This is a genomic window from Bradyrhizobium altum, assembly GCF_020889705.1.
GTDB lineage: Bacteria > Pseudomonadota > Alphaproteobacteria > Rhizobiales > Xanthobacteraceae > Bradyrhizobium > Bradyrhizobium altum.
On sequence record NZ_JACMYP010000046.1, the window covers coordinates 25,533 to 40,692 of the forward strand.

Here is a 15,160-nt window from a genome sequence, read left to right on the forward strand (position 1 = left end):
TGAGACTTCGGTCCAAGCTCTGCGCGACACTCACCGTCGTGGAGCTTTGATATGGATACCGAACAGCACACATCCCGTCGTTCCAAAATCGCCATCCTGTGGCGTGGCGATGCCGCGTCGCGCCGGGAGGCGACCCCACAAAACAGCCGTTTCGTTCGCGTCTTCGAAGCGCTCGCCGCTTCCGGCATCGAGGCTTTTCCCGTGGTCTATGACGAGACCTTCGCCGATCTCGTCCGCGACCAATTGCTGACCGTGGACGGCGTTCTCGTCTGGGTCGATCCGATCCACCAGGGCAAGACCCGCGCGGCGCTCGATCCGCTGCTGCGCGAGGTCGCGATGAAACGTCCGTGGGTCAGCGCACATCCCGAAATCATCCTCAAGATGGGCGTCAAGGACGTGCTCTATCGGACGCGTCATCTGGGCTGGGGCGCCGACACGCATCGATACGCCACCGCGGACGCCTTCCGCGCCGAATTCCCGTCGCGCCTTCGCGCGGCCGGACCGCGCGTGCTCAAGCAGAACCGTGGCAATGGCGGGCAGGGCGTCTGGAAGGTGGAAGCCTTGAAGGTGGAAGGCTTACCGAATGCGGACGCCACCGTCCGCGTGCTCCACGCACTGCGCGGCAGCCGGCCCGAGGAGCTGCCGCTGGACGCTTTCATGGCGCGCTGCGAGCCGTATTTCGGTTGGGGCGGCTGCATCGTCGATCAGGCATTCCAGCCGCGGCTGCCCGAGGGCATGATCCGTTGCTATGTCAGCGGATCGAAGGTCGCGGGCTTCGGACACCAACTGATCAAGGCCTTGATCCCGCCGCCGGCGGAAGGCCCGGACTCACCGGAAGCCCAGCCCGGACCGCGCATCATGCACGGTCCTGATGCCGCACAATTCCAGACGCTGCGGCGGCTGATGGAAGACGAATGGATTCCAGGGTTGATGGCGGCCCTGGCGATCGATGAAGCGTCGCTGCCGGTGATCTGGGATGCGGACTTCCTCTACGGTTCGCGCGATGCCGACGGCGCCGATACCTATGTGCTCTGCGAGATCAACGCGAGCTCGTGCTTTGCGATTCCCGAAGAGGCGCCGGCGGCGATTGCGTGGACGGTTGGCGATCGCGTTCGTCGGCACCTGGAGAGCGATGCCGGACGGTAGGGCAGGGCCGCTGACGAGTGAGGTCTAATATGGCCCACGCGATGTGATGTGAGCACGCTTCTGAGGCTCGCTCTCCCCTTGTGGGAGAGGGGTGGCCTCAGGGCGAGAAAGCTCGGACTGTTCGTGTCGCGAGAACGCGAACGTGTGATTCACAAGCGAGCCAAAAATTCGCTGTCGTCCCGGGCAAGCCCAGCGCGACCCGGGACCCATAACCACCGATGGTCATCGTTGCACAACGCTGGAGCCACAGCTCGCTTCAACAATAATGCCCTGTGGTTATGGGTCCCTGCTTTCGCAGGGACGACGGTGGGGAGAGGATCGTGCACACGTTTGCGCCTCTGTCTATGCTTCGCAGCGCTTCCGTTCGCGCACTACTTCGCCCGCATCGCCTCGGGCGTATCCGGCTGCGCGGAGGGATGCGCCTCGGCGAACGCCGGCAGCGCCATTGCGGTGTCGTGGATGCGTTTCACGGCCGGCCAAGGCGACAGGCTGATCTGCTGGTTGATCGCCGCGGTGACATGGCCGACCAGGCAGATATCGGCGAGGGTCGGCGCATCGCCGTGACAGAACTGGCCGGTTGCCTTGTGGCCGGCGAGGTGGCCCTCGAGCGCCGCCAGCGTCTCGACCGTCCAGTGCCGCCGCCAGGCGTTCTGCTGGCTGTCGCGCAGATCGAGCTCGCGGTCGAGATAGCGGCGCACCCGTGGCGTCAGCAGCGGATGGCCCTCGCAGGCGACGATCAGCGCAAGCCCGCGCACCCGGGCGCGGCCGAGCGCATCTGGTGGCAACAGTGGCGGGCTCGGATAGGTCTCGTCGAGATAGTCGATGATCGCGAGCGACTGGAACAGCACCGTGCCGTCGTCGGTCACCAGCGCCGGCAGCGCCATCTGCGGATTGATCTTGCGATAGGCATCAGTGCGATGCGCGTCCGCATCGATGTCGACGAACACGACCTCGGCGGGCACGCCCTTGAGGTTGAGCGCGATCCGTACCCGAAAGCTCGCCAGCGATCGCCAGAAGGAGAAGAATTGCATGGGGCGACCTCCTCGCGTCATGCCCGGGCTTGACCCGGGCATCCATCGACTGGAGGAATGTCCTTGAAGATGGATCGCCGGGTCAAGCCCGGCGATGACAAGTATCGCAGAGGCCTACCCCGCACCCACTTTCTTCTTCCGCCAGGCAAGGTGCACCGCGCAGGTGCAGCCCTGCGGATGCGAGGCCAGTTCCCGAGACTCCTCGTCGTTGGCGGGCGTCGCGGCGGGCGCGATCGCTTGGCCCTTGGCGCCGTCCTGCGATGGGATGTAGTTCAACACCGGCGCGAGCCAGCGCTCGACCTCGGCGACCGTCATGGCCTTGCGCGCGGCGTAGTCCTCGACCTGATCGCGCTCGATCTTGCCGACGCCGAAATAGAAGCTTTCGGGGTGCGAGAAATACAGGCCCGAAACCGACGAACCCGGCCACATCGCGTAGCTCTCGGTCAGCTTCACGCCGGACGTATTCTCGGCATCGAGCAGCGCGAACAGCGTCCGCTTCTCGGTGTGGTCGGGCTGCGCCGGATAGCCGGGCGCAGGGCGGATGCCGTCATACTTTTCGAGGATCAATTCGTCCGGCGACGAGGCCTCGTCGGGCGCATAGCCCCAGAACTCCTTGCGCACGCGCTGGTGCATGCGCTCGGCAAAGGCTTCCGCGAGACGATCGGCCAGCGCCTTGCACAGGATCGAGGAGTAGTCGTCATTGGCGTTCTTGAAGCGGTCGGCGACCGCATCCTCGCCGATCCCCGCGGTGACGACGAAGCCGCCGATATAGTCGGGCACGCCGGTCGCGACAGGCGCGACGAAGTCGGACAGCGCGGCGTTGAAACGGCCCTCGCGCTTCTCGAGCTGCTGGCGCAGCGTGTGGAAGGTCGCGATCTTCTTGGCGCGGCTCTCGTCGGCATAGATCTCGATGTCGTCACCGACGGCATTTGCCGGCCAGAAGCCGATGGTGGCCCGCGCAGTGAACCACTTCTCCTGGATGATCGTGTCCAGCATCTTGCGCGCGTCGGCATAGAGCGAGCGGGCGACCTCGCCGACCTTGGGATCGTCGAGGATCGCGGGGAAGCGGCCGGTCAGCTCCCAGGTCTGGAAGAACGGCGTCCAGTCGATGTAATCGGCCAGCTCGGCGAGATCGTAGGCGTCGAAGCTCTTCAGCCCGAAGAAGGCCGGCTTCTTCGGCGGCACTGCCGCAAAGTCGATCGCGACCTTGTTGGCGCGGGCGTCGTTGAGCTTCAGCCGCTTCTTGTCGGCCTGAGCGCGGAAATGCGCCGTCGAGATTTTGGCGTATTCGGCACGCACCTCGGCGGCATAGGCCTGCTTCTTCTCGGCCGACAGCAGCGAGGAGGCGACGCCGACGGCGCGGCTCGCATCATTGACATGCACGACCGGGCCGCCCGGATAGTTCGGGTCGATCTTCACGGCCGTATGCACGCGGCTGGTGGTGGCGCCGCCGATCAGCAGCGGCAGGTTCATACCCTGCCGTTGCAGTTCGCCGGCAAGGAAGCTCATCTCGTCGAGCGAGGGCGTGATCAGGCCGGACAGGCCGATGATGTCGGCGCCCTCGGCCTTGGCGGTCTCGATGATCTTGTTGGCGGGCACCATGACGCCGAGGTCGATGACCTCGAAATTGTTGCACTGGAGCACGATGCCGACGATGTTCTTGCCGATGTCGTGGACGTCGCCCTTCACTGTCGCGAGCACGATCTTGCCCGCGGCGTTGCGGCCGCCGGTGATGCCGTTGGCGAGGTTGCGCGCCTTCTCCTCCTCCATGAACGGCATCAGGTAGGCGACCGCCTGCTTCATCACGCGCGCCGACTTCACGACCTGCGGCAGGAACATCTTGCCGTCGCCGAAGAGGTCGCCGACCACGTTCATGCCGGCCATCAGCGGCCCCTCGATGACGTCGAGCGGACGGGACGTGTTCTGGCGGGCGGCCTCGGTGTCGGCCTCGATGAACTCGGTGATGCCGTGCACCAGCGCGTGCGACAGCCGCTTCTCGACCGGCCATTCGCGCCAGGCGAGATCCTGCTCCTTGGTCTGCTTCTCCTTGCCGCGGAATTTCTCGGCAAGCGCCAGCAGCCGCTCGGAAGCGCCCGGATCGCGGTTGAGGATCACGTCCTCGCAGGTCTGGCGCAGCTCGGGGTCGATGTCGTCATAGACGATCATCTGCCCGGCATTGACGATGCCCATGTCCATGCCGGCATGGATGGCGTGATACAGGAACACCGAGTGCATCGCCTCGCGCACCGGCTCGTTGCCGCGGAACGAGAACGACAAATTGGAGACGCCGCCCGAGATGTGCGCGCCGGGCAGGTTCTGCCGGATCCAGCGCGTCGCCTCGATGAAGTCGACGCCGTAATTGTTGTGCTCCTCGAGCCCGGTCGCGATCGCGAAGATGTTCGGATCGAAGATGATGTCCTCGGGCGGGAAGTCGAGCCGGTTGACCAGAAGGTCGTAGGCGCGCTTGCAGATCTCGGTCTTGCGCGCGAACGTGTCGGCCTGACCGGTCTCGTCGAACGCCATCACCACCACGGCGGCGCCGTGACGCTTGGCGACGGTTGCCTCGTGCAGGAACTTCTCCTCGCCTTCCTTCATCGAGATCGAGTTCACGATCGGCTTGCCCTGGATGCATTTCAGGCCGGCCTCGATGACGTGGAATTTCGAGGAGTCGACCATCACGGGCACCCGCGCGATGTCGGGCTCGGCGGCGACGAGGTTGAGGAACGTCACCATCGCCGCTTCGGAATCGAGCAGGCCCTCGTCCATGTTGACGTCGATGACCTGGGCGCCGTTCTCGACCTGGTCGCGTGCGACCTGAAGCGCCGCGGTGTAGTCGCCCGCGGTGATCAGCTTGCGGAAGCGCGCCGAGCCGGTGACGTTGGTGCGTTCGCCGACGTTCACGAACGGAATAGCGTCGGTCAGCGTGAACGGCTCGAGGCCCGACAGCTTGAGACGCGGTTCGATCTCGGGCACGACGCGTGGCTTGTGCGGGGCGACGGCCCTGGCGATTGCGGCGATATGGTCGGGCGTGGTGCCGCAGCAGCCGCCGACGATGTTGACGAGGCCGGCGGCGGCGAATTCGCCGATCAGCCGCGCCATGTAGTCCGGCGTCTCGTCATACTGGCCGAACTCGTTGGGCAGGCCCGCGTTGGGGTAAGCACAGACCAGCGTGTCGGCGACACGGCCGATATCGGCGATGTGCGCGCGCAGATCTTCGGCACCGAGCGCGCAGTTGAAGCCGATCGTGATCGGTCTGGCGTGCCGCACCGAATGCCAGAACGCCTCCGGCAGCTGTCCGGAGAGCAGGCGACCGGACTTGTCGGTGATGGTGCCGGAAATCATCACGGGCACGTCAATGCCGCGCTCCTCGATGAGTTCGGCGATCGCATACAGCGCCGCCTTGGCGTTCAGCGTGTCGAAGATGGTCTCGACCAGCAGCAGGTCGGCGCCGCCGTCGAGCAGGCCCTTGGCCTGTTCGCCATAGGCCTTGCGCAGATCGTCGAAGGTCACCGCGCGATAGCCGGGATTGGAGACGTCGGGCGAGATCGAGGCGGTGCGATTGGTCGGGCCGAGCGCGCCGGCGACGAAGCGCGGCTTGCCGTCCTCCGCGCTCACCCGCTCCGCGGCCGCACGCGCCAGCCGCGCGCCCTGCAGGTTGAGCTCGTAGGCGAGGTCCGACATGTCGTAGTCGGCCTGCGCGATCGAGGTCGAGGAGAAGGTATTGGTCGCGACGATGTCGGCACCGGCACGCAGGTAGGCGGCGTGAATGTCCGTGATCGCCTCAGCCTGGGTCAGGATCAGGAGATCGTTGTTGCCCTTGATGTCGCGGTGGAAGTCCTTGAAGCGTTCGCCGCGGAAGGCGGCTTCGTCGAACTGCAAGCCCTGGATCATCGTGCCCATGGCGCCGTCGAGCACCAGGATGCGCTCGCGGGCAGCCGCGAGCAAAGCGTTACGCTTGGGGGAAACGGGAACGGACATCGATCGCTTTCTGGGTCAGGCAGCTTTTTGGGCACCGGTCGGCCGGATGCCGAGCAGGTGGCTGATCGCGAACACGAGGTCCGCGCGGTTCATGGTGTAGAAGTGGAAGGTGTCGACGCCGTGCTTGAACAGCTTCTGCACCTGTCCGGCGGCGACGGTGGCGGCGACCAGCTTGCGGGTCTCGGCGTCATTGTCGAGGCCCTCGAATTTCTCGGCGAGCCAGTCCGGCACGCTGGTGCCGGCGCGCGTCACGAAATTGCGGGCCTGCTTGAAATTGTGCATCGGCATGATGCCGGGCACGATCGGAATCTCGATACCGCGTGCGCGCACTCGGTCGACGTAGCGATGATACAGATCGTTGTCGAAGAACACCTGGGTGATCGCGCGCGTCGCGCCGGCGTCGACCTTGGCCTTCAGCGTGTCGATGTCGGCGTCGAAATCGGCGGCTTCCGGATGCTTCTCCGGATAGGCGGACACCGAGATCTCGATGTCGGCGTGACGCTTCTTGATGGCGGCGACCAGCTCGGCGGAGCTCTGGTAGCCGTCGGGATGGGTGAAGTAGGGCGTGCCGATGCCGCCGGGCGGATCGCCGCGCAGCGCCACGATGTGGCGGACACCGACCTCGTGATAGCGATCGACGATCTCGTCGATCTCGCCGCGCGAGGCGCTGACGCAGGTCAGATGTGCGGCCGGCAGCAGATCGGTCTCGCGGAGGATGCGGCTGATGGTGGAATGGGTGCGCTCGCGGGTCGAGCCGCCGGCGCCGTAGGTGACCGAGACGAAGTTCGGCGTGAGCGGCGCCAGGCGATTGATGGTCTCCCAGAGACTGCGCTCCATCTCCTCGGTCTTCGGCGGGAAGAACTCGAAGGAGATTTTCGGCGTTTTCGGCGCGCGCTGCCCGTTCGGCAGGGAGGAAATGGTCTCGGTCATGATACGCAAGGGCTCCGCAACTGGAGGGCAGACGTCCGGCCTGGATATGGAGGCCCTAAGATAGGCGAAACCGGTGGGCTGAAACAGCCCATCGTATATGGGAAATTGCCCATTGATGACGACGATATGCTCAAAATGAGCGATCGAGAACGAGTGGTGGGCTGCGCCTTCAATTGGCGAACAATGGAATTAATCAATTGAATCATATGAATAAAAACCTGATTCTGGAATCGGTTGGATGCCCGAATTGGCCGTGGGCAGGACCGCATGTCAACGAATCTTCGTATTTCGTCCCAAGAGCTGCGATGACCTGCGCCGACTTTCCGGTGCGGGCCTGGTCTGCGCGGCCGGCGTCTTTGTCGCCTCGTGGCGCCACATTAGGTTGTCGGCCATGATCCCGCTCTCCGTCCTCGACCTGTCCGTCGTCACGTCAGGCACCAAGCCGGCCGCTGCGCTCCGCAACAGCATCGATCTGGCGCGCCATGTCGATGGTCTCGGCTATGTCAGATACTGGCTCGCCGAGCACCACAACCTCGCCTCGGTCGCGAGCCCGGCGCCCGATCTGATGATCGGGCAGATCGCGGCGGTGACGCAGCATATCCGCGTCGGCTCCGGCGGCGTGATGCTGCCCAACCACGCGCCGCTGGTGGTCGCCGAGCGCTTCAAGATGCTGGAGGCGCTGTTTCCCGGCCGCATCGATCTTGGCCTCGGCCGTGCGCCCGGCACCGATGGCGCCACCGCTTACGCGCTGCGCAGCCGGCTCGATCGTCGCGAGGGCGACGATTTCCTCGAGCGGCTACATGAGTTGACGCTTTGGGAGACACGCGATTTCCCGGCGGGCCATCCCTATAACAATGTGGTGGCGATGCCGGATGATTCGCCGCTGCCGCCGATCTGGCTGCTCGGCTCGAGCGACTATTCCGCCGAGCTTGCCGCGCAGGTCGGGATGGGTTTTGCGTTCGCGCATCATTTTGCCACTCACGACGCAATTGCGGCGATGACGAATTATCGCGCGCATTTCAAGCCGTCGGGCTGGCGTGCGACGCCGCAGTCGATCCTCGCGGTCGCGGCCGTTGCGGCGGAGACCGACGCGGAAGCCGAGCGGCTTGCGCTATCGATGGATCTCAACCGGCTCCGCCGCGACCGCGGCCAGTATCTGCCGCTGCCGAGCGTCGAGGAGGCCGAGGCCTATCCCTACACCGACGCCGAGCGCGCCGCGATCGCGCGCAACCGCGCGCGACTTTTCGTCGGCAGCCCCGCAACCGTGATGACGAAGCTGGAGCCGCTGATCGCGGCGAGCCAGGCGGACGAGCTGATGGTGATCACCGCGGTCTACGATCACGCGGCGCGGAAGGAGTCGTACAGCCTGCTTGCCGAGGCGTTCGGGCTGCAGAGGGAGATTGCCACTTGATGCTGTCGTTCCGGGGCACGCGAAGCGTGAACCCGGAACCTCGAGATTCCGGGTTCGATGCTCCGCGTCGCCCCGGAACGACGTTCTTCAACCTCAATCCTGCGTTTCGCTGAAGGTCGCGCGGAACGGATGGCCGGGATAGACGCCGACGATGCGGAATTCGCGCGAGAAGAATTTCAATTCCTCCAGCGCGAAGGCGAGTCCACGGTCGTCAGGATGACCGTCGACATCGGCATAGAATTGCGTTGCAAAGAAATTGCCGTCGACCATGTAGCTTTCGAGCTTGGTCATGTTGACGCCGTTGGTCGCGAAGCCGCCCATCGCCTTGTAGAGCGCTGCAGGCAAATTGCGCACCCGGAAAACAAAACTGGTGACCAGCGGCCCCGAGCCCTGCGCAGCCCATTTGGCCTCGCGCGCCAGCACCACGAAGCGGGTCGTGTTGTGGGCCTCGTCCTCGATGTCCTCGGCCAGAATGTCGAGGCCATAGATATCGGCGGCGAGGCGCGAGGCGATCGCCGCCACGCTCTTGTCGCCGCGTTCGGAAATATCGCGGGCGCTGCCGGCGGTGTCGCCGGCGACGATCGGCCGGATGCCGAGCTTGCGGATGATGCGCCGGCACTGGCCGAGCGCATGGACGTGGCTCTCCACGCTCTTGATGTCGGCGAGCTTGGTGCCCTTGACCGCCATCAACTGGTGCCGGATCGGCAAGAACCATTCGCCGACGATGAACAGGCCCGAAGCGGGCAAGAGATGATGGATGTCGGCGACGCGGCCGGCGACCGAATTCTCGATCGGGATCATGCCGAGATCGGCCTCGCCCGAGGAAATCGCGGCCAGCGCGTCCTCGAAGGTCGGGCATGGCATCGGCTGGGCGTCGGGATAGGCCTCGACGATCGCGATATGGGAATTGGCGCCAGGCTCGCCCTGGAACGCGATTTTCAGCTTCTTGGTCATGGGTGGCCTTTTAGCAGCGGCTCAGGCTTTTGCCAGTATCCGCCGGGCGGTTTCGAGGTCGGCCGGGGTGTCGACGCCGCGGGGCACGGTGTCGACGATGGTGATGTCGATCCGCATCCCCGCCTCCAGCGCGCGCAGTTGCTCGAGCTTCTCCTGCTGCTCCAGCGGCGAGGGCGGCAGCCGCACGAACCGCTCCAGGGCGGCACGGCGGTAGGCATAGAGGCCGATATGGTGGTAGCGCGGTCCGTCGCCGTAGGGCGCGGAGGCGCGGGTGAAATAGAGCGCGCGCAAGCGGTTGGCACCGATGGGGGAGCCGACTGCCTTGACCACGCTGGGGGCCCGATCCTCCTCCTCGGTTTGGATGCGCGAGGCCAGGGTCGAAATGTCGACGGTGGGGTCGGTGAGCGGCGGCATCACGCTGCGGATCGTTTCAGGGGTGATGGTCGGGAAATCGCCTTGCAGATTGACCACGATCTCGGCGGCGCCGTCCGGGTCGAGGGTCGTCATCGCTTCATGGATCCGGTCCGAGCCGGAGGGATGGTCTGGACGGGTCATCACCACCTCGCCGCCCGCAGCCTTCACTGCGGCTGCGATCTCGGGCGAGTCGGTTGCGACCGCGACCCGGCCGATCCCGGCCGCCTCGGCCCGCCGCAGCACATGGATGATCATCGGCGCGCCCGCGATATCGAGCAGCGGTTTGCCGGGGAGGCGCGTGGCGGCCATGCGGGCCGGAATCAGCACCAAGGTACGGGGTTGGGTCATTCGTGTCGGGGCCCGTCCGGCTTGCGGAAATTGGCGGGGAGGAGGTTAAATTCGGCGCGTTTATACGGGTTGCCAGAGCGCGGGCAAACCGATATCTCAACCCTGCTTGGGGCGGTGCGATAAGGCCGATTCCCAGGTCTTTCCCCGCGGCCGTATTCCCGGCCTGAAGTCGACATTCAAGGCCCGGAGCCTGACCGAAATGGACTCCTTCGAACTCAACAAAATCCTCGGTGCGGTTCTCGGCACCTGCATCGTCGTCCTGGTGATGAGCTTTGCGGCCAGCGCGAAATTCGCGCCGAAGCTGCCGGAGAAGCCGGGTTTTGAGATCGCGGTAAAGGAAGAGTCCCATGGCGGTGGTGGCGAGGCCGCTGCGGCCGCCTCCGAGCCGATCGAGAAGCTGCTGCAGACCGCCTCCGCCGAGAAGGGCGCAGCCGCCGCCAAGAAGTGCCAGGCCTGCCATACCTTCGAGAAGGGCGGCCCCAACCGCGTCGGTCCGAACCTGTTCGGTATCGTCGGCGAGAAGAAGGGCGAGGGCCGTGGCTTCAATTTCTCGGCCGCGATGAAGGGCAAGGGCGGCGACTGGTCCTTCGATGACCTGAACAAGTTCCTGACCAACCCGAAGGGCTTCGTCCCCGGCACCGCGATGGGCTTCGCCGGCGTGCCGAGGGACAGCGAGCGCGCCGACATCATCGCCTATCTGAATTCGAACTCGGAGCACCCGGCTCCGCTCCCGACCGCTTCGAAGTAACGACTTGCTTCGCGCAAGCATGCGAATGAAACGGCCAGGCACTGCCTGGCCGTTTTCGCATGGGGAATCCGCTGTCGCGGGGTTGTTATCGGGACGTTTCGCCGCACCGATATTGTTCCCGGGCCAATATCATGAGGAAAAAGCAACGTAATTTGTCGAACCGTTGCCTTATATTGGGTCCCATGTAACCGGGGCCGCAAGCAGGAAGACCGAATTTGGCGATCACCCGACGACACCTCCTTCAAGGCAGCGCACTGGCGGCACTCGCGCCGGCGCTCGGACTGAACTCCGGCCTGTCGGCGATCACGCCGGCACTCGCCGACGATGCCCCCAACGGGCTGAAATGGCGCCACGGCCTCTCCACCTACGGCGAAATCAAGTACCCGGCCGACTTCAAGCGCTACGATTACGTCAAGCCGGACGCGCCGAAGGGCGGCGTGGTGCGGCTGTTCCAGCCCGGCACCTATGACAGCTTCAACCTGGTCGTTGCGGGATTGAAGGGCACGGTCGCCGCGGCGGTCACCCGCATTTACGACTCGCTGATGGAAGCCTCGCTCGACGAGCCCGATACCTATTACGGCGAGCTCGCCGAAGGCGCGGCTTTCCCCGACGATTTCTCCTACGTGATCTACCGCCTCCGTCCCGGGTCGCGCTGGCACGATGGCAAGCCGGTCACGCCTGAAGACGTGATCTTCTCCTTCGAGGCGCTGAAGGCGAACAGCCCGATGTTCAGCGCTTACTACCGGCATATCGCAAAGGCCGAGAAGATCGGCGATCGCGACGTCAAGTTCACCTTCGACAGCCCGGGCAACCGCGAGCTGCCGATGATCACCGGTCAGCTCGTCATCCTGCCCAAGCATTGGTGGGAGGGCACCGACGCGCAGGGCAAGAAGCGTGACATCAGCGCGAGCACGCTGGAGCCGCCGCTTGGGTCCGGCCCCTACAAGATCAAGGAATTCGTCGCCGGACGATCGGTCGTGCTCGAGCGCGTCAAGGATTACTGGGGCAAGGACATTCCGATTGCGATCGGGCAGAATAATTTCGATGAGCTGCGCTACGAGTATTTCCGCGACGACACCGTCGCGCGCGAGGCGTTGAAGGCCGACCAGTTCGATTGGTACAACGAACGCAGCGCCAAGGAATGGGCGTCGGCCTACGACGTTCCGCCGGTGCGCGAGAACCGGCTGCTCAAGGAGCTCTTCACCGTCCGCAATCAAGGCCGGATGCAGGGCTGGGTGTTCAACCTGAGGCGTCCGAAATTCGCGGACCCCAGGCTGCGCCGCGCCTTCAACTACGCGTTCGATTTCGAAGAGATGAACCGCGTGCTCTCGACCGGGGAGTACCATCGCGATTCAAGCTATTTCGACGGCATCCCCGATCTGATGGCGACCGGCCTGCCGGAAGGCAAGGAGCTCGAGCTCCTGGAGACGCTGCGTGACAAGGTGCCGCCGGAAGTCTTCACGACGCCCTACACGAACCCGGTCGGCGGCACACCGGAGAACGTCCGCGCCAATCTGCGCGAGGCGACGCGGCTGCTGAAGGAAGCCGGCTTCGAGATCCGCGATCGCAAGCTGGTCGATTCCTCGGGCCAGCCGTTTACGGTCGAGATCCTCGGCAACAGCGGCGATTCCGGCATGGAGCGGATCACGCTGTTCTACAAGCCGAGCCTGGAGCGCCTCGGCATCACCGTCAATCTGCGCGCCGTCGACACCGTGCAGTATCAGAACCGGGTACGCGATTTCGATTTCGAGATGGTCACCCAGGTGTGGGGCCAGTCGATCTCGCCCGGCAACGAACAGCGCGACAATTTCGGCTCGCAGGCCGCCGACCGGGCGGGCTCGAACAATCTTCCCGGCATCAAGAATCCGGCCGTCGATGCCATCATCGAGCGCATCATCTTCGCCAACAGCCGCGCCGATCAGATCGCCGCCGCCAAGGCGCTGGACCGGGTTCTACTCTGGAACTTCTATTGCGTTCCACACTTCAACTACGACAAGCAGCGCTATATCTACTGGGATCGCTTCAGCCATCCCGATCCGCTGCCGAAATACGCGGTTTCAGGTTTCCCAAATCTTTGGTGGTACGACGCCGACAAGGCAGCCAAGCTCAAGCGTTCATAAGCTCAAGGATCCGCGCATGGCGCTATTCTCCCGTCGGCACGCACTCGGTCTCGGCATCGGCGCGTTGAGTGCTGCAGGCCTGCGGACTGCACCGGCAGTGGCCGACAACGGAGCCGAAATGCACGGCATGTCGGTGTTCGGCGACCTGAAATATCCCGCGGATTTCCAGATCTTCGACTACGTCGATCCGAAAGCGCCGAAGGGCGGCGCCTTCTCGGTGATTCCGTGGGTGCGCGCCTACAACCAGTCCTACTATACCTTCAACTCGCTGAACGCCTATGTCCTGAAGGGCGAGGGCGCGCAGGGCATGGACATGACGTTCGCGGCGCTGATGTCGCGCGCCAACGACGAGCCCGACGCGATGTACGGCTTTGCCGCGAAGTCGGTGCAGATCTCGCCCGGCAAGCTGACCTACCGCTTCACCATGCGCCCCGAAGCGCGCTTCCATGACGGCTCGAAGCTGACCGCGCAGGACGTCGCCTTCTCGCTCAATACGCTGAAGGAAAAGGGCCACCCGCTGATCCAGGTGCAGCTCCGCGACTTCGTCAAGGCCGAGGCGCCCGACGACGCGACTGTGGTGGTGACCTTCGCAGCGGGCCGCGCGCGCGACGTGCCGCTCTATGTCGCGAGCCTGCCGATCTTCTCCAAGGCCTACTACGCGACGCGCTCGTTCGAGGAATCGACGCTCGATGCGCCGCTCGGCTCGGGGCCGTACAAGGTGGGCCGATTCGAGGTCAATCGCTACGTCGAATACGATCGCGTCAAGGACTGGTGGGGCGCCGATCTTCCGGTCAATCGCGGCAGCTACAATTTCGACACCGTGCGCTACGAATTCTATCGCGACCGTGACGTGGCATTCGAGGGCTTTACCTCGAAGAGCTATCTGTTCCGCGAGGAGTTCACTGCGCGGGTCTGGGCGACACGCTACGATTTCCCTGCGGTGAAGGACGGCCGAGTCAAGCGCGAGACGCTGCCCGACGACACGCCGTCCGGTGCGCAGGGCTGGTTCATCAACATGCGCCGCGACAAGTTCAAGGATCCGCGCGTGCGCGAGGCGCTGATCTGCGCCTTCGACTTCGAGTGGACCAACAAGACCATCATGTACGATGCCTATGCGCGCACCGTGTCACCATTCCAGAACTCGGACATGGTGGCGGAAGGGCCTCCCTCACCGGAGGAGCTTGCGTTGCTCGAGCCGTTCCGCGGCCAGGTGCCCGACGAGGTGTTCGGGTTGCCGTTCGTGCCGCCGATGTCGGACGGCTCCGGTCAGGACCGCGCGCTGCTGCGCAAGGCGGTGCAGCTGCTCAACGAGGCCGGCTGCGTGGTCAAGGACGGCAAGCGCGTGCTGCCGAACGGCCCGCCCATTACCATCGAATTCCTCAACGACGAGCCCTCGCTGCAACCGCACCACGGACCTTACATCAAGAATCTCGGCACGCTCGGCATCGATGCGACATTCCGCCTGGTCGACGCGGTGCAGTACCGCGCCCGGGTGGAAGACTTCGATTTCGACATGACCATGCAGCGCTTCAGCTTCTCGGCGACGCCCGGCGACAGCATGCGGCCGTTCTTCTCCTCGGAGGCTGCGAAGACCAAGGGCTCCTACAATCTCGCAGGCATATCCAATCCCGCGATCGACGTGTTGATCGAGAAGATCATCAGCGCGAACAGCCGCCATGAGCTGACGATCGCGTGCCGCGCCTTCGACCGGGTGTTTCGCGCCGGCCGTTACTGGGTGCCGCAATGGTACCGCAACACGCATCCGATCGCCTATTGGGATCAGTTCGGACACACCGAGAAGCTGGCAAAATATACCCAGGGCGTCGGTGCGCCGGAGAATTGGTGGTACGATGCCGCCAAGGCCGCGAAGCTCGAGCAGGCGAAGTAGCCGATGAGCGCCTATATCGCCCGACGTATCTTTCTGATGCTGCCGACGCTGCTCGGCATCCTGTTCGTCTCCTTCGTGGTCGTGCAGTTTGCTCCCGGCGGTCCGGTCGAGCGTGTCATCGCGCAGATCAACGGCGCCGACACCGGCGGCACCTCGCGCGTCTCGGGTGGCGGCGGCGATTTCGGCGCGCAG

Annotated in this window: 10 protein-coding genes and 1 pseudogene; 6 read left to right on the forward strand and 5 right to left on the reverse strand. The window is 64.6% G+C overall.

Annotated features, from left to right (window positions below; genetic code table 11):
• Nucleotides 1-51 precede the first annotated feature (51 nt).
• Nucleotides 52-1,146 (forward strand): Cj0069 family protein, encoded by a 1,095-nt coding sequence (locus tag H8B02_RS14730; protein WP_229166900.1) that lies wholly within the window; start codon nt 52-54, stop codon nt 1,144-1,146.
• A gap of 371 nt (nt 1,147-1,517) precedes the next feature.
• Here H8B02_RS14730 and maiA read toward each other — a convergent pair whose 3' ends face one another.
• The 3 genes from maiA to metF form a co-directional block, all read right to left on the reverse strand.
• Nucleotides 1,518-2,177 carry a maleylacetoacetate isomerase gene (maiA, locus tag H8B02_RS14735; RefSeq protein ID WP_229166901.1) on the reverse strand — a complete coding sequence of 220 codons (660 nt, stop codon included), beginning with the start codon at nt 2,175-2,177 and terminating at the stop codon, nt 1,518-1,520.
• 114 nt (nt 2,178-2,291) lie between these two features.
• A complete protein-coding gene (gene metH / locus H8B02_RS14740) occupies nt 2,292-6,155 on the reverse strand; it encodes a methionine synthase (protein WP_229166902.1) in 3,864 nt (1,287 codons plus the stop codon).
• Between the two features lie 15 nt (nt 6,156-6,170).
• Nucleotides 6,171-7,085, reverse strand: coding sequence for a methylenetetrahydrofolate reductase [NAD(P)H] (metF, locus tag H8B02_RS14745; RefSeq protein WP_092119088.1), 915 nt, complete (start codon nt 7,083-7,085; stop codon nt 6,171-6,173).
• Nucleotides 7,086-7,476: 391 nt separating this feature from the next.
• On the opposite strand from metF, the gene H8B02_RS14750 reads away from it, so the two are divergent.
• Nucleotides 7,477-8,496, forward strand: a complete 1,020-nt coding sequence (locus H8B02_RS14750) for an LLM class flavin-dependent oxidoreductase (RefSeq protein WP_229166903.1) — start codon at nt 7,477-7,479, stop codon at nt 8,494-8,496.
• A gap of 93 nt (nt 8,497-8,589) precedes the next feature.
• On the opposite strand, the gene H8B02_RS14755 is transcribed toward H8B02_RS14750, so the two are convergent.
• Both H8B02_RS14755 and H8B02_RS14760 read right to left on the reverse strand, forming a co-directional pair.
• Nucleotides 8,590-9,450: a prephenate dehydratase gene (locus tag H8B02_RS14755; RefSeq protein ID WP_229166904.1), complete on the reverse strand. Its 861-nt coding sequence runs from the start codon at nt 9,448-9,450 to the stop codon at nt 8,590-8,592.
• 21 nt (nt 9,451-9,471) lie between these two features.
• Nucleotides 9,472-10,212, reverse strand: a complete 741-nt coding sequence (locus H8B02_RS14760) for a 3-deoxy-manno-octulosonate cytidylyltransferase (RefSeq protein ID WP_229166905.1) — start codon at nt 10,210-10,212, stop codon at nt 9,472-9,474.
• Between the two features lie 199 nt (nt 10,213-10,411).
• On the opposite strand from H8B02_RS14760, the gene H8B02_RS14765 reads away from it, so the two are divergent.
• The 4 genes and pseudogenes from H8B02_RS14765 to H8B02_RS14780 form a co-directional block, all read left to right on the forward strand.
• Nucleotides 10,412-10,960 (forward strand): c-type cytochrome, encoded by a 549-nt coding sequence (locus H8B02_RS14765; RefSeq protein WP_229166906.1) that lies wholly within the window; start codon nt 10,412-10,414, stop codon nt 10,958-10,960.
• Between the two features lie 215 nt (nt 10,961-11,175).
• A complete protein-coding gene (locus H8B02_RS14770; RefSeq protein ID WP_229166907.1) occupies nt 11,176-13,080 on the forward strand; it encodes an extracellular solute-binding protein in 1,905 nt (634 codons plus the stop codon).
• 16 nt (nt 13,081-13,096) lie between these two features.
• The gene (locus H8B02_RS14775; protein ID WP_229166908.1) at nt 13,097-14,968 is read left to right on the forward strand and encodes an extracellular solute-binding protein; all 1,872 of its coding nucleotides are present in this window, start codon (nt 13,097-13,099) and stop codon (nt 14,966-14,968) included.
• 3 nt (nt 14,969-14,971) lie between these two features.
• Nucleotides 14,972-15,160, forward strand: a pseudogene (locus H8B02_RS14780) (microcin ABC transporter permease); the annotation flags it as partial.

Bases quoted from the DNA above. Each gene is read 5' to 3' on its own strand.
- H8B02_RS14730 (WP_229166900.1), top strand. From the start codon at position 52: ATGGATACCGAACAGCACACATCCCGTCGTTCCAAAATCGCCATCCTG.
- maiA (WP_229166901.1), bottom strand. From the start codon at position 2,177: ATGCAATTCTTCTCCTTCTGGCGATCGCTGGCGAGCTTTCGGGTACGG.
- metH (WP_229166902.1), bottom strand. From the start codon at position 6,155: ATGTCCGTTCCCGTTTCCCCCAAGCGTAACGCTTTGCTCGCGGCTGCC.
- metF (WP_092119088.1), bottom strand. From the start codon at position 7,085: ATGACCGAGACCATTTCCTCCCTGCCGAACGGGCAGCGCGCGCCGAAA.
- H8B02_RS14750 (WP_229166903.1), top strand. From the start codon at position 7,477: ATGATCCCGCTCTCCGTCCTCGACCTGTCCGTCGTCACGTCAGGCACC.
- H8B02_RS14755 (WP_229166904.1), bottom strand. From the start codon at position 9,450: ATGACCAAGAAGCTGAAAATCGCGTTCCAGGGCGAGCCTGGCGCCAAT.
- H8B02_RS14760 (WP_229166905.1), bottom strand. From the start codon at position 10,212: ATGACCCAACCCCGTACCTTGGTGCTGATTCCGGCCCGCATGGCCGCC.
- H8B02_RS14765 (WP_229166906.1), top strand. From the start codon at position 10,412: ATGGACTCCTTCGAACTCAACAAAATCCTCGGTGCGGTTCTCGGCACC.
- H8B02_RS14775 (WP_229166908.1), top strand. From the start codon at position 13,097: ATGGCGCTATTCTCCCGTCGGCACGCACTCGGTCTCGGCATCGGCGCG.